This window comes from Bacteroides sp. 1_1_30, from assembly GCF_020982715.1.
Lineage (GTDB): Bacteria > Bacteroidota > Bacteroidia > Bacteroidales > Bacteroidaceae > Bacteroides > Bacteroides xylanisolvens.
The window spans coordinates 1-13,666 of the sequence record NZ_JAJKHN010000022.1; the positions used below are offsets into that span (position 1 = coordinate 1).

General features: G+C 42.2%; 14 protein-coding genes and 5 tRNA genes. 16 read left to right on the plus strand and 3 right to left on the minus strand.

The window, feature by feature from the left end:
- Window positions 1-182: 182 nt before the first annotated feature.
- The gene (locus LPH68_RS08200; RefSeq protein WP_004313447.1) at window positions 183-653 is read left to right on the plus strand and encodes a low molecular weight protein-tyrosine-phosphatase; all 471 of its coding nucleotides are present in this window, start codon (window positions 183-185) and stop codon (window positions 651-653) included.
- Here the strand turns inward: LPH68_RS08200 and LPH68_RS08205 are convergent.
- Entirely contained in the window at window positions 628-2,700 is a 2,073-nt protein-coding gene (locus tag LPH68_RS08205; protein WP_151927908.1) for an HD family phosphohydrolase, read from the minus strand. The two genes, LPH68_RS08200 and LPH68_RS08205, sit on opposite strands and share 26 nt — an antisense overlap.
- 94 nt (window positions 2,701-2,794) lie before the next feature.
- Between LPH68_RS08205 and gltX the strand changes: the two genes are divergently transcribed.
- Together gltX and LPH68_RS08215 are read left to right on the plus strand one after the other, a co-directional pair.
- On the plus strand, window positions 2,795-4,312 hold the full coding sequence (gene gltX / locus LPH68_RS08210; protein WP_015531724.1) for a glutamate--tRNA ligase: 1,518 nt from the start codon (window positions 2,795-2,797) through the stop codon (window positions 4,310-4,312).
- A 13-nt stretch (window positions 4,313-4,325) separates the two neighbouring features.
- Window positions 4,326-5,549, plus strand: coding sequence for a 3-deoxy-D-manno-octulosonic acid transferase (locus tag LPH68_RS08215; protein ID WP_230296910.1), 1,224 nt, complete (start codon window positions 4,326-4,328; stop codon window positions 5,547-5,549).
- Between the two features lie 142 nt (window positions 5,550-5,691).
- Here LPH68_RS08215 and LPH68_RS08220 read toward each other — a convergent pair whose 3' ends face one another.
- On the minus strand, window positions 5,692-6,213 hold the full coding sequence (locus tag LPH68_RS08220; RefSeq protein ID WP_004313451.1) for a gamma carbonic anhydrase family protein: 522 nt from the start codon (window positions 6,211-6,213) through the stop codon (window positions 5,692-5,694).
- Between the two features lie 148 nt (window positions 6,214-6,361).
- Window positions 6,362-8,143 (minus strand): aminopeptidase P family protein, encoded by a 1,782-nt coding sequence (locus LPH68_RS08225; protein WP_225449998.1) that lies wholly within the window; start codon window positions 8,141-8,143, stop codon window positions 6,362-6,364.
- Between the two features lie 187 nt (window positions 8,144-8,330).
- Here LPH68_RS08225 and rpsU point away from each other — a divergent pair, with 187 nt between their 5' ends.
- The 13 genes from rpsU to rplA all read left to right on the plus strand — a co-directional run bounded on the left by rpsU (window position 8,331) and on the right by rplA (window position 13,661).
- Entirely contained in the window at window positions 8,331-8,522 is a 192-nt protein-coding gene (gene rpsU, locus LPH68_RS08230) for a 30S ribosomal protein S21 (RefSeq protein WP_002558090.1), read from the plus strand.
- Between the two features lie 73 nt (window positions 8,523-8,595).
- Window positions 8,596-9,477, plus strand: a complete 882-nt coding sequence (xerC, locus tag LPH68_RS08235) for a tyrosine recombinase XerC (protein ID WP_151923331.1) — start codon at window positions 8,596-8,598, stop codon at window positions 9,475-9,477.
- Window positions 9,478-9,492: 15 nt separating this feature from the next.
- Entirely contained in the window at window positions 9,493-9,792 is a 300-nt protein-coding gene (hpf, locus tag LPH68_RS08240; protein WP_004310895.1) for a ribosome hibernation-promoting factor, HPF/YfiA family, read from the plus strand.
- A 97-nt stretch (window positions 9,793-9,889) separates the two neighbouring features.
- Window positions 9,890-9,963 (plus strand) — tRNA-Thr (locus LPH68_RS08245).
- 85 nt (window positions 9,964-10,048) lie between these two features.
- Window positions 10,049-10,131: transfer RNA gene (locus tag LPH68_RS08250), tRNA-Tyr, on the plus strand.
- A gap of 28 nt (window positions 10,132-10,159) precedes the next feature.
- Window positions 10,160-10,232 (plus strand) — tRNA-Gly (locus LPH68_RS08255).
- 10 nt (window positions 10,233-10,242) lie between these two features.
- Window positions 10,243-10,314, plus strand: a tRNA-Thr gene (locus tag LPH68_RS08260).
- Window positions 10,315-10,365: 51 nt separating this feature from the next.
- The gene (tuf, locus tag LPH68_RS08265) at window positions 10,366-11,550 is read left to right on the plus strand and encodes an elongation factor Tu (protein ID WP_004307553.1); all 1,185 of its coding nucleotides are present in this window, start codon (window positions 10,366-10,368) and stop codon (window positions 11,548-11,550) included.
- A gap of 53 nt (window positions 11,551-11,603) precedes the next feature.
- Window positions 11,604-11,676, plus strand: a tRNA-Trp gene (locus LPH68_RS08270).
- Between the two features lie 14 nt (window positions 11,677-11,690).
- Window positions 11,691-11,882 carry a preprotein translocase subunit SecE gene (gene secE / locus LPH68_RS08275; protein ID WP_004296363.1) on the plus strand — a complete coding sequence of 64 codons (192 nt, stop codon included), beginning with the start codon at window positions 11,691-11,693 and terminating at the stop codon, window positions 11,880-11,882.
- A gap of 17 nt (window positions 11,883-11,899) precedes the next feature.
- Window positions 11,900-12,442, plus strand: coding sequence for a transcription termination/antitermination protein NusG (gene nusG / locus LPH68_RS08280; RefSeq protein WP_004296362.1), 543 nt, complete (start codon window positions 11,900-11,902; stop codon window positions 12,440-12,442).
- A 61-nt stretch (window positions 12,443-12,503) separates the two neighbouring features.
- Window positions 12,504-12,947: a 50S ribosomal protein L11 gene (gene rplK, locus LPH68_RS08285; RefSeq protein WP_004296361.1), complete on the plus strand. Its 444-nt coding sequence runs from the start codon at window positions 12,504-12,506 to the stop codon at window positions 12,945-12,947.
- A gap of 15 nt (window positions 12,948-12,962) precedes the next feature.
- Window positions 12,963-13,661, plus strand: coding sequence for a 50S ribosomal protein L1 (gene rplA, locus LPH68_RS08290; protein WP_004296360.1), 699 nt, complete (start codon window positions 12,963-12,965; stop codon window positions 13,659-13,661).
- Window positions 13,662-13,666: the final 5 nt, after the last annotated feature.

Below are 13,666 nucleotides of genomic sequence, written 5' to 3' on the forward strand. Positions count from 1 at the left end.
AAAAACACACCAGCCACAAGCCCTGAAAGGGCGGAACTGTATACAATTATGCCCTTTCAGGGCGCAAATTCAGATTGCCGTTTTTACGTAGGGCGTTGCCCTACGCTATATAATTAAGCCCTTTCAGGGCACTCCGCAAAATTATCATTTAGCTTATTCTTGAATCTGTTAAAACTGAAATTATGAAAAAGATATTGTTTGTCTGCCTTGGAAATATCTGCCGTAGCTCTACGGCTGAAGGCGTGATGCTTCATTTGATAAAAGAAGCGGGATTGGAAAAAGAGTTTGTGATAGATTCCGCCGGAATCTTGTCTTATCATCAGGGCGAACTGCCGGACAGCCGGATGCGTGCTCACGCGGCTCGTCGCGGTTATCAACTGGTGCATCGTTCGCGCCCCGTCCGTATAGAAGATTTCTATCATTTTGATTTGATAATCGGTATGGACGACCGGAATATAGATGATCTGAAAGACAAAGCACCTTCTCCCGAAGAATGGAAAAAGATTCATCGCATGACAGAGTACTGCACCCGTATTCCTGCAGATCATGTCCCCGACCCCTATTATGGAGGGGCTGAAGGATTTGAATATGTACTCGATGTGTTGGAAGACGCTTGTGCCGGCCTGCTTACTTCTTTAACTCCGGATAGCTGATCCGGGTATGATAAGCAATCTTTAGTTTTTCCTTGAATACAGCTTTCACAGTTGCTATATCCTTGAAAGTGATAGGACATTCCTTAAAGTAACCTTCAGTAACCTGTGAGTCGATAATCTTGTCGACCAGGTTGCTGATTGTTTCTTCCGTATATTCCGGAAGACTGCGCGAGGCAGCTTCCACAGCATCCGCCATCATCAGGATAGCCTGCTCTTTGGTAAACGGATTCGGTCCGGGATAAGTGAACAATTCTTCATTCGGCTCTTCGTCCGGATGCTCGTTCTTCCAGGAAATATAGAAATATTTTGTTTTTCCCCGTCCGTGATGGGTGCTGATAAAATCTTTGACCGCTTTAGGCAGATTGTGTTTATCCGCCAGTTTCAATCCATCCGTCACATGGCTGATAACGACCTGTGCACTTTGTTCGTAATTCAAATTCTTATGCGGATTAACCCCTCCCGACTGATTCTCCGTAAAGAAAGCCGGATTTTCCATCTTCCCGATATCGTGATACAAAGCCCCCGTACGTACTAACTGGCTTTTTGCTCCAATGCGGATAGCGGCTTCTGCTGCCAGATTAGCCACCTGCATGGAATGTTGGAAGGTTCCGGGAACCGTTTCAGACATCTGCCGCAAAAGATCGTTATTGATATTCGAAAGTTCCACCAAAGTAACATTGGAAGTAAATCCGAAAGTCTTTTCCAATAAGAATAATAAAGGATAAGTGAATAATAACAGGATTCCGTTAATGATGAAGTAAGTGTACATGCGTATGTTCAACTTCGAGAAGTCGGTGGAAAGACCATTCTCCGTCATCAGTTCGAAAGCAAAATAAATGGCTGCATAAGTCAGTATCACTAATAAGGCCGTTCGGAAAAGCTGGGATCTCTGCGATAGTTCCCTTAGGCTGAATATCGCCACTAATCCCGCTGCCAACTGCGTCAGAATAAACTCATGAGGGAAGCGTAAGGAGATGGAGCATATCAATATAGTGATGACATGCGTCAGAAAAGCGGTTCTCGAATCAAGAAAGACACGGATGATAATCGGCAGCATCGCGTATGGGATGATGTACACATTAAATATATTATGTGTCACCATGAAAGCCGTTATGACGCTGTAGAACACAATCAGGGTGAATAGTAACGACAGACTGCCTTTCCGTTGATAATAGTCTTTCCGGAATAAATCGAGATAAAGCATGAAACAAAGCATCAGCATACCCACAAACAGAACCTGACCTCCGAGAATCAAACGGTTTTGTCCCATAGACTCGTTGCGTTTGATGGATTCTTTGCGCAATGATTCGAGGATATTATAGGTATGCGGACTAACGATCTCTCCACGGTCGATAATCTTCTGCCCGCTGACTACCAATCCGTTTGCCCAGGAATAATTATTTAATATCTCCTCTTTGGCGGCCAGGGTGCGCTCCTCGTCAAAAGTGAGGTTGGGAGTAATGTATTCGTTCAGCGCGCATTGCCTTAATACTTCCCGGTTGAAATGGGTCGAGTCTGCTGTTAGCAGGTGTTCATACGCTTTCTTTACCGTGTAAATGTTTTCGGTAGCCTGCGGGTTGGCAAGTTTATCGTCAATCACCATGACGGATGAAGTGCTGTCTTTTTGAAGCTGTTGTATATTCTCTGTCGATACGATACCTGCCTGATAGATTTCTTTTAAGGTACGCTCGATATACCGCAAATAATCGATGGAAGGAAGAATTCCTTTCAGGTTGGTGTGATAATTCTCTTTCAGTTTGGCGATTGCATTTTTTTCGATGTCTTTATCCAATTGGTAATAAGGCTGGAAGAAAGCCATCAGACTGTCTTGCTCTCTTTTTACTACTGCATCCTCTTTATAAATAGGAAAGTCGAAAGTAGCGATCAACTGCCCGTACTTCCAAGGCTTATTGATATCAAACTGGTAATTGAATTTTCCGTCACGTGGCAGGAAATAAACAATCAGCGTCACAGTGCCCACAAATAGCAGTGATTTATATAGTAAATCTCTCCATGAAAAACTTTTTTTCTTCTTCAAATGTTCCATATCCACTGAAATTTTTGCGAAAAGTACAAAAAAAAACAATAGTGTGGAAAAAAAGGTTTAATTTTGCCACGATTTACCTATACTAACCCAAATTATGGCAGAAAGAAAAGTAAGAGTTCGTTTTGCTCCAAGTCCTACGGGAGCACTGCACATCGGTGGTGTGCGTACAGCTTTGTATAATTATCTATTTGCGCGTCAACACGGCGGAGACTTGATATTTCGTATTGAAGATACTGATTCTAACCGGTTCGTTCCGGGAGCGGAAGAGTATATACTCGAATCTTTTAAGTGGTTGGGTATCCACTTTGATGAAGGAGTGAGCTTCGGTGGCGAATGTGGTCCGTACCGCCAGTCGGAGCGCCGCGAAATCTACAAGAAATATGTGCAGGTTTTGCTGGAAAATGGAAAAGCATACATCGCTTTTGATACTCCGGAGGAACTGGACGCTAAGCGTGCTGAAATTGCTAACTTCCAATATGACGCATCTACTCGCGGAATGATGCGCAACTCATTAATCATGCCGAAGGAAGAAGTGGATGCACTGATTGCTGAAGGCAAACAATACGTCGTTCGTTTCAAAATCGAACCGAATGAAGATGTACATGTGAATGACCTGATTCGTGGCGAAGTTATTATCAACTCATCCATTCTGGATGATAAAGTGCTTTATAAATCGGCTGATGAACTGCCGACTTACCATCTGGCAAATATCGTGGACGACCATTTGATGGGAGTTTCCCACGTGATTCGTGGTGAAGAATGGCTGCCTTCCGCTCCTTTGCATGTGTTGTTGTACCGTGCTTTCGGCTGGGAAGATACAATGCCGGAATTTGCCCACCTGCCTTTATTGCTGAAACCGGAAGGCAATGGAAAATTAAGTAAACGTGACGGTGACCGTCTCGGATTCCCTGTATTCCCGTTGGAATGGCACGATCCGAAATCGGGAGAAATCTCTTCAGGTTATCGTGAATCGGGTTATCTGCCGGAAGCAGTGATTAATTTCCTTGCTTTATTGGGATGGAACCCGGGCAATGACCAGGAAGTGATGTCAATGGACGAATTGATTAAATTGTTTGATCTTCACCGTTGCAGCAAGTCGGGTGCCAAGTTCGACTATAAAAAGGGAATATGGTTCAACCATCAATATATACAGCAGAAACCTAACGAAGAAATTGCGGAACTGTTCTTGCCTTTCCTGAAAGAACATGGCGTAGAAGCTCCTTTCGAAAAGGTGGTGACTGTGGTTGGCATGATGAAAGATCGGGTAAGTTTCATTAAAGAACTGTGGGACGTATGTAGCTTCTTCTTCGTTGCTCCTACCGAATATGATGAAAAGACGGTGAAGAAACGTTGGAAAGAAGATTCTGCAAAATGTATGACCGAATTGGCAGAAGTGATTGCCGGCATTGAAGACTTTAGTATTGAAGGACAGGAAAAAGTCGTTATGGACTGGATTGCGGAGAAAGGTTATCATACTGGTAATATCATGAATGCTTTCCGTCTGACATTAGTGGGTGAAGGAAAAGGCCCGCACATGTTCGATATTTCCTGGGTATTGGGCAAAGAGGAGACGATAGCTCGCATGAAACGTGCGGTAGAGGTTTTGAAGTAATCGACACAGTACTATGCTTTACAACCTGGCAATAGTCATTTATGACTTTATCGTCCATTTGGCTGCTCCGTTTAGCCGTAAGCCCCGAAAGATGATGAAAGGGCATTGGGTAGTGTATGAACTCCTGCGGCAGCAAGTGGAGAAAGGGGAACAGTATATTTGGTTTCACGCTGCTTCACTGGGAGAGTTTGAACAAGGGCGTCCTCTGATAGAAATGATTCGTGCGAAGTATCCTAACTATAAGATATTGCTGACATTTTTCTCTCCTTCCGGTTACGAGGTGCGTAAGCATTACCGGGGGGCGGATATTGTCTGCTATCTGCCGTTTGATAAACCGCGGAATGTGAAAAAGTTCCTGGATATTGCAAATCCTTGCATGGCGTTCTTTATCAAATATGAGTTTTGGAAGAATTATCTGGATGAGCTTCACAAACGCCGTATTCCGGTATATAGTGTATCGTCTATCTTCCGTCGCGAACAAATATTCTTTAAATGGTACGGTGGAACTTATCGCAATGTATTGAAAGATTTCGATCATCTGTTTGTTCAGAATGAGGCATCCAAACGTTACTTGTCGAAAATCGGTATCAGCCGTGTGACAGTAGTGGGAGATACCCGTTTTGACCGCGTGTTGCAAATCCGTGAAGAGGCTAAAGAACTCCCGTTGGTAGAGAAATTTAAAGGAACCAATTCCTTTACTTTTGTTGCCGGAAGCTCATGGGGACCTGACGAAGATTTATTCCTCGAATATTTCAATAACCATCCGGAAATGAAACTGATTATTGCTCCGCATGTGATCGACGAGAATCACTTGGTTGAAATCATCAGTAAATTGAAACGTCCGTATGTGCGCTATACTCGTGCCGACGAAAGGAATGTATTGAAAGCGGATTGCCTCATAATAGACTGCTTTGGACTGCTGTCCTCTATTTACCGTTATGGCGAAATAGCTTATATCGGTGGTGGTTTCGGAGTCGGTATTCATAACACATTGGAAGCGGCTGTATATGGTATTCCGGTGATTTTCGGACCGAAGTATCAGAAATTTATGGAAGCCGTTCAATTGCTCGAAGCAAAAGGCGCTTATTCCATCAAAGATTATGATGAACTGAAAACTTTGCTGGATCGTTTCCTGGCAGATGAATTGTTCTTGCGTGAAACCGGAACAAATGCCGGTTATTATGTGACTAGTAATGCCGGGGCTACAGAAAAGATTATGCACATGATTAATTTTTGATTAGAGGAAATAGTGTCGAAAAGAGATGAATCCAATGAATTCGCTTTTTGTAAAAAAACGGCTTTATAAAAAATCTTATAAAAACAGCGGGATGTTCTTTCATTAGAATGTCCCGCTGTTTTTATTAACTTGTTAGAGTTTGCTATTTATCTTCCTTATACCATTGCGAATACATCAAATAATTGTGAGCAATCTTCTGATTCAGTTCTTTGGCTTGTTCAGGATCTACCTTTTTTATGAATTTCGCGGGTACTCCTCCCCAAATACTTCCCGGCTCAATGATGGTATTGCTTAATACCAGCGAACCGGCGGCAACGATTGCTCCTTCACCAACTACGACGTGATCCAGGACGGTTGACCCCATCCCTACCAATGCATAATCTTTGATGGTCGCCCCATGAATGGTGACATTATGCCCAACGGATACGTGATCGCCAATTTCAATAGTCGATTTCTGATATAACGTATGCAAGACACTTCCATCCTGAATGTTGACACCATTGCCGATTCGTATGGAGTTGACGTCACCTCTTAATACCGTATTAAACCAAATGCTACAATCATTTCCTATTTTTACATCTCCTATAATAGTTGCATTATCTGCGAGGAAGCAGTTTTCTCCGATTTCGGGAGTAAAACCCCGTACTGATTTAATTAAAGCCATATAATATTTGTTTCTAATAAAGTTTTTTATTTAATGCAGTTCTATGTTGTACGACACCCGGGTGTCGTGATGGATGAGACCCGGGTCTTGAGCAGTCTGACACCCGGGTCTCAGTATGCTTGACACCCGGGTGTCAGACAAGTTCTGTTTAAAGGGAAGCAGTCGCCTCTTGTAACCAAACTTTTTCTTCTTCGTTAAGATCCGGTGACAACTTCTCGTAGACAGTCTGATGGTAATTGTTTAACCATTCAATTTCTTCATTTGTCAGCATCTCCTTGATGATCCCTTTTTTGCAGATTGGGCATAAAGTGATAGTTTCAAACTTAAGATATTCTCCAAACATTCCCTCTCCATCTTTGCAAACCAACGTCAGGTTCTCCGTACGTATCCCGTGACTGCCTGCTTTATAAACACCAGGTTCATTGGAAGTAACCATGCCGGGCTGCAAAATGACAGGATTCTCATTCATACGAATGCTTTGCGGGCCTTCGTGTACACTTAGGAAATGTCCGACGCCATGTCCTGTGCCATGAAGAAAATTCATTCTGTGGTTCCAGATAGGCATACGGGCTAGTACATCGAGCTGGGCTCCACGGGTTCCGGCAGGGAATTTGGCCATAGCCAACGCGATGTGTCCTTTTAATATAAGGGTATAATCCGTTTTTTCTTCTTCTGTAAGTTCGCCTAAGGCAATGGTTCGGGTGATGTCAGTGGTTCCGTCCAGATATTGGGCTCCTGAATCTAAGAGTAAGAACCCTCTGGGCTGAAGAGTCACGTCACTTTCCGGGGTAGCCGAATAATGTACGATTGCCCCATGTTCTTTATATCCTGCAATCGTGTCGAAACTTTCCCCCATGTAGAGAGGCTGTGCAGCCCTAAACTCATGCAACTTTTTATCTATACTTAATTCTGTCTCTTTTCCGGTAGATACGGATTCTTCTAGCCATTTGAGGAATTTGACGAGTGCTACTCCATCCCGTTGCATGGCAGCGTGGATGCCGGCAATCTCCTGCTCATTGCGAATCGCCTTCAATAATGCGACGGGCGACTCGCCACGAAGAATAGAACATTGCGGATTAATAGATGAATAGATAGAATAATTCGTTTTTCGTGGATCAATCAGAATGTTTTTTCCCGGAAAAGAATTCAGGAATGTCTCTACCTCATCATACTTCTGTATTCCAATCTGCCGTTCCTTTAGATAAGTCTCTACCTCTGCCGTCACTTTCTCCGGTGAAATAAAATAAGTCACTTCATCCTGTGTGATTAACAGGTAACTTACTATGACCGGATTGCAATGTACATCGTTTCCTCGCAAATTGAGAGTCCATGCGATCTCGTCGAGTGCGGATATGAATAAAGCATAGATACCTTTCTTTTTCAACTCCGTACGGATGGCGGATATTTTCTCTTCGCAGCTTTTCCCTGCATATTTGATATCATAAATAAAAGCAGGAGAATCAGGCATGGCGGGTCGGTCCTTCCAAATGCTACTCAATGGATCTCCAAATATGTCGACCTGTAACTGATGTGCCGCCAGTTCTTCTTTCATCTGTTCGACCTGTTGCACAGAGAACATTTTCCCGTCGATACTTACAGATTCTCCAGGTTTTAAGTGTTGGCAGAGAAATTCTGTAATACTGGGAGTCTCCGGCAACATCTCTTTATATAAGGTAATGCCGCTGCCCTCCAATTCCTTCGTCGCTTGCAGAAAATAACGCGAGTCGGTCCATAATCCTGCTTTATCCATCAGGATAACCGCTGTTCCGGCAGAACCAGTAAAACCGGAAATCCACTCCCGTGACATCCAGTGGGGAGCCACATATTCACTAAGATGAGGGTCGGTGCTGGGAATAATGAACGCTTTGATAGAATTGGGATGAAAGGTCATGCGCAGTGCATGCACTCGCTCTTTTATGCTCTGTTTCATACTTTATTATATTATTATAGACATGTAAGTGTTTCAAAGGTACTAACTTTCTGCATTTAATAACTTGTTTATGAATAGTTTTTGAGAAATATTTGCCGAAAGTTTTGTGAATAAAGAAAGTATGTGTAATTTTGCGGCGCAATTTGACTGCGGAATTTTTTAATCATAACATATTAATAGTAACAAAATGATTGTAGTACCTGTAAAAGAAGGCGAAAACATTGAAAAAGCGCTGAAGAAGTTCAAAAGAAAATTTGAAAAGACTGGCATTGTAAAAGAGTTGAGAAGCAGACAACAGTTTGATAAACCGTCTGTAACTAAAAGACTTAAGAAAGAACGCGCAGTTTACGTACAACAACTTCAGCAAGTAGAAGATTAATAATTCGTAATTTCCTTTGAATTATTGAATTCTTTTCATACATTCGTTGCACGATTTTAGATGTAGCGATATTATGTTGATAGAATCTTTTCTTGATTATCTCCAGTATGAGCGGAACTATTCTGAAAAAACCGTTCTTGCGTACGGTGAAGATATAAAGCAACTGCAGGAGTTTGCTCAGGAAGAGTGTGGAAAATTTAATCCGTTAGAGGTCGAGGCGGAACTGATTCGTGAATGGATTGTTTCATTGATGGATAAAGGGTATACCTCAACTTCTGTAAATCGTAAGCTAAGTTCGCTCCGAACGTTTTACAAGTATCTCTTGAGGCAGGAAGAAACGACTATAGATCCTTTGCGTAAAATAAAAGGACCTAAAAACAAAAAGCCGTTGCCTGTGTTCTTAAAAGAAAACGAAATGAATCGGTTGTTGGATGAAACGGACTTTGGTGAAGGATTTAAAGGCTGTCGGGATCGGTTGATTATTGAAATGTTTTATGCTACCGGCATGAGGCTTTCGGAATTGATAGGTCTGGATAATAAGGATGTGGATTTTTCGGCTTCTCTTCTGAAAGTGACCGGGAAAAGAAACAAGCAACGGCTGATTCCGTTCGGTGACGAACTGCAGGAGTTGATGCTTGAATATATTAATGTAAGAAACGAAACGATTCCGGAAAGGTCGGAAGCTTTCTTTATTAGAGAGAATGGTGAACGGCTTTATAAGAATCTAGTCTATAATTTAGTGAAACGGAACCTGTCAAAGGTGGCGACGTTGAAGAAAAAGAGTCCTCACGTGTTGAGGCATACTTTTGCTACCACAATGCTGAATAATGAAGCAGAGCTGGGGGCGGTAAAAGAACTTTTGGGTCACGAGAGTATAACAACTACCGAGATCTACACGCATGTCACATTTGAAGAACTTAAAAAAGTGTATAAACAAGCTCATCCAAGAGCTTAAAAAAAGGAGGTAAGTATGGATGTTAGAATTCAATCAATTCACTTTGATGCGTCAGAGCAATTGCAGGCATTTATTCAGAAGAAAGTGTCCAAGTTGGAAAAATATTACGAAGATATAAAGAAAGTAGAGGTGTCATTAAAGGTAGTTAAACCAGAAGTTGCTGAAAACAAGGAAGCGGGCATTAAAATATTGATCCCAAATGGGGAGTTTTATGCAAGCAAAGTATGCGATACATTTGAAGAAGCAATTGATTTAGATGTGGAAGCACTCGGAAAACAGCTGGTTAAATACAAGGAAAAGCAACGTAGCAAATAAAAAAATCCCAAATATTTTGCGGGAAAGAAATAAATAACTAAATTTGCAGCCGTTTCGCTCGCGTTAGAACGTGACGGTTGCATTTTTTAGTAAGTTTGCCTCTTTAGCTCAGTTGGCCAGAGCACGTGATTTGTAATCTCGGGGTCGTTGGTTCGAATCCGACAAGAGGCTCAAAAAGAAACCGAAGAACAAAGATAGAACATCTGTCTTTATCATATTGTTTGAAAATAGTTCTTTTATTTCTTGATTTTGAAAAGGGCAAATACCAGAGTGGCCAAATGGGGCAGACTGTAAATCTGCTGGCTTACGCCTTCGGTGGTTCGAATCCATCTTTGCCCACAATCAGAGTGACAACTTTGGCAAGAATGCGGAAGTAGCTCAGTTGATAGAGCATTAGCCTTCCAAGCTGAGGGTCGCGGGTTTGAGCCCCGTCTTCCGCTCTCTTTTCTTGCTGTTATAGCTCAGTGGTAGAGCACTTCCTTGGTAAGGAAGAGGTCCCGGGTTCAAATCCCGGTAACAGCTCATAAAGGATGTAAATGCTGATTATTAATCAAATAAATAACAAGTAAAGCTATGGCTAAAGAGAAATTTGAACGTACCAAACCGCACGTAAACATTGGTACAATCGGTCACGTAGACCACGGTAAGACAACGTTGACAGCTGCTATCACTACTGTGTTGGCAAAGAAAGGTCTTTCAGAATTGCGTTCTTTCGATTCTATCGACAACGCTCCTGAAGAAAAAGAAAGAGGTATTACTATCAATACTTCTCACGTTGAATATCAAACAGCTAACCGTCACTATGCACACGTAGACTGTCCGGGTCACGCCGACTACGTAAAGAACATGGTAACTGGTGCTGCTCAGATGGACGGTGCTATCATCGTTTGTGCTGCAACTGATGGTCCGATGCCTCAAACTCGCGAACACATTCTGTTGGCTCGTCAGGTAAACGTACCTCGTCTGGTTGTATTCTTGAACAAGTGCGATATGGTAGACGACGAAGAAATGTTGGAACTCGTTGAAATGGAAATGAGAGAACTTCTTTCATTCTATGATTTCGATGGTGACAATACTCCTATCATCCGTGGTTCTGCTCTTGGCGCATTGAACGGTGTTGAAAAATGGGAAGACAAAGTTATGGAACTGATGGATGCAGTTGATAACTGGATTCCACTGCCTCCGCGCGATGTTGATAAACCATTCTTGATGCCGGTTGAAGACGTGTTCTCTATCACAGGTCGTGGTACTGTAGCAACAGGTCGTATCGAAACTGGTGTTATCCACGTTGGTGATGAAATCGAAATCCTTGGTTTAGGTGAAGATAAGAAATCAGTTGTAACTGGTGTTGAAATGTTCCGTAAACTGTTGGATCAAGGTGAAGCTGGTGACAACGTAGGTCTTTTGCTTCGTGGTATTGACAAGAACGAAATCAAACGTGGTATGGTTCTTTGTAAACCAGGTCAGATTAAACCGCACTCTAAATTCAAAGCTGAGGTTTATATCTTGAAGAAAGAAGAAGGTGGTCGTCACACTCCGTTCCACAACAAATACCGTCCTCAGTTCTACTTGCGTACTATGGACTGTACAGGTGAAATCACTTTGCCGGAAGGAACAGAAATGGTAATGCCGGGTGATAACGTAACTATTACAGTTGAGTTGATCTACCCAGTAGCATTGAACCCGGGTCTTCGTTTCGCTATCCGCGAAGGTGGACGTACGGTAGGTGCTGGTCAGATTACTGAAATTATCGACTAATACACAATAATTAATCAGTTCCCGGTTTTCCATCGGGAACTGATTATGTACACACGGGAGTAGCTCAGTTGGTAGAGCACCGGTCTCCAAAACCGGGTGTCGGGAGTTCGAGCCTCTCCTCCCGTGCTAATATTATTGAAATGAAAAAGGTAATAGCTTATATTAAAGAATCTTACGACGAACTTGTACATAAAGTATCGTGGCCTACGTATTCTGAACTTGCTAACAGTGCAGTAGTTGTTTTATATGCTTCCCTGCTTATTGCATTGGTAGTATGGGGTATGGATGTCTGTTTCCAGAACTTCATGGAAAAAATCGTTTATCCACATTAAAAAATTAGGAATTGAAAATGGCTGAGATTGAAAAGAAATGGTACGTTCTACGTGCTATTAGCGGTAAAGAAGCTAAGGTAAAGGAATATCTTGAAGCTGATCTTAAGAACAGCGACCTTGGTGAATATGTATCTCAGGTATTGATTCCTACTGAAAAAGTTTACCAGGTTCGCAATGGTAAAAAAATTGTGAAGGAAAGAAGTTATCTTCCTGGCTACGTTTTAGTGGAGGCTGCTTTGGTTGGTGAGGTCGCTCATCACCTGCGCAATACTCCGAATGTGATAGGCTTTTTAGGCGGCTCCGAAAAACCGGTGCCTCTCAGACAATCAGAAGTGAATCGTATACTTGGTACAGTGGACGAACTGCAGGAAACGGGTGAAGAACTCAATATTCCGTACGTAGTGGGAGAAACTGTAAAAGTTACTTTTGGACCTTTCAGCGGATTCAGTGGCATCATTGAAGAAGTGAATAGTGAAAAAAAGAAACTAAAGGTCATGGTGAAGATATTCGGGCGCAAAACACCGCTTGAATTGGGCTTTATGCAAGTGGAAAAGGAATAACACGGAATTGTTACGCTGTTGTTGTTCTTCGTTTAATGTTTATATATAAATCAATAAAAAAATGGCTAAAGAAGTTGCTGGACTAATCAAGTTACAGATTAAAGGAGGCGCTGCAAATCCATCACCTCCCGTTGGACCTGCTTTGGGTTCTAAGGGTATTAATATCATGGAATTTTGCAAGCAATTCAATGCCAGAACCCAAGACAAAGCAGGTAAGATTTTACCTGTTATCATTACTTACTACGCAGATAAGTCTTTCGATTTTGTAATCAAGACTCCTCCCGTTGCTATTCAATTACTTGAAGTAGCTAAGGTAAAGAGTGGTTCTGCTGAGCCTAACCGTAAGAAAGTTGCCGAGCTTACTTGGGAACAGGTTCGTACGATTGCTCAGGACAAAATGGTTGACTTAAACTGTTTTACTGTGGAAGCTGCCATGAGAATGGTTGCAGGTACAGCTAGAAGTATGGGTATCGCTGTAAAAGGGGAGTTCCCGGTTAATAACTAATAAACTTCAATTGTAATGGGTAAACTGACAAAAAATCAAAAGTTAGCTGCAGAAAAGATTGAAGCAGGGAAAGCATACTCACTGAAAGAAGCTGCATCTTTGGTAAAAGAAATCACTTTTTCCAAGTTTGATGCTTCACTGGATATTGATGTACGTTTAGGTGTTGACCCGCGTAAAGCTAACCAGATGGTGAGAGGTGTTGTTTCACTTCCTCATGGTACTGGTAAAGAAGTGCGTGTGTTGGTACTTTGTACACCGGATGCTGAAGCTGCTGCAAAAGAAGCTGGTGCTGACTACGTTGGTCTTGACGAATATATTGAAAAGATCAAAGGTGGATGGACTGATATTGATGTAATCATCACTATGCCATCTATCATGGGTAAAATTGGTGCGCTCGGTCGTGTTCTCGGTCCTCGTGGATTGATGCCGAACCCTAAGAGTGGTACTGTAACTATGGATGTTGCTAAGGCTGTAAAAGAAGTAAAACAAGGTAAGATTGACTTTAAAGTTGATAAGAGCGGTATCGTTCACACTTCTATCGGTAAGGTATCATTCAGTCCTGATCAGATTCGCGACAACGCGAAAGAGTTCATCTCTACTCTGAACAAACTGAAACCGACCGCAGCAAAGGGTACATATATTAAGAGTATTTATCTTTCTAGTACAATGAGTGCGGGTATTAAAATCGACCCGAAATCAGTGGATGAAATCTAATAAAA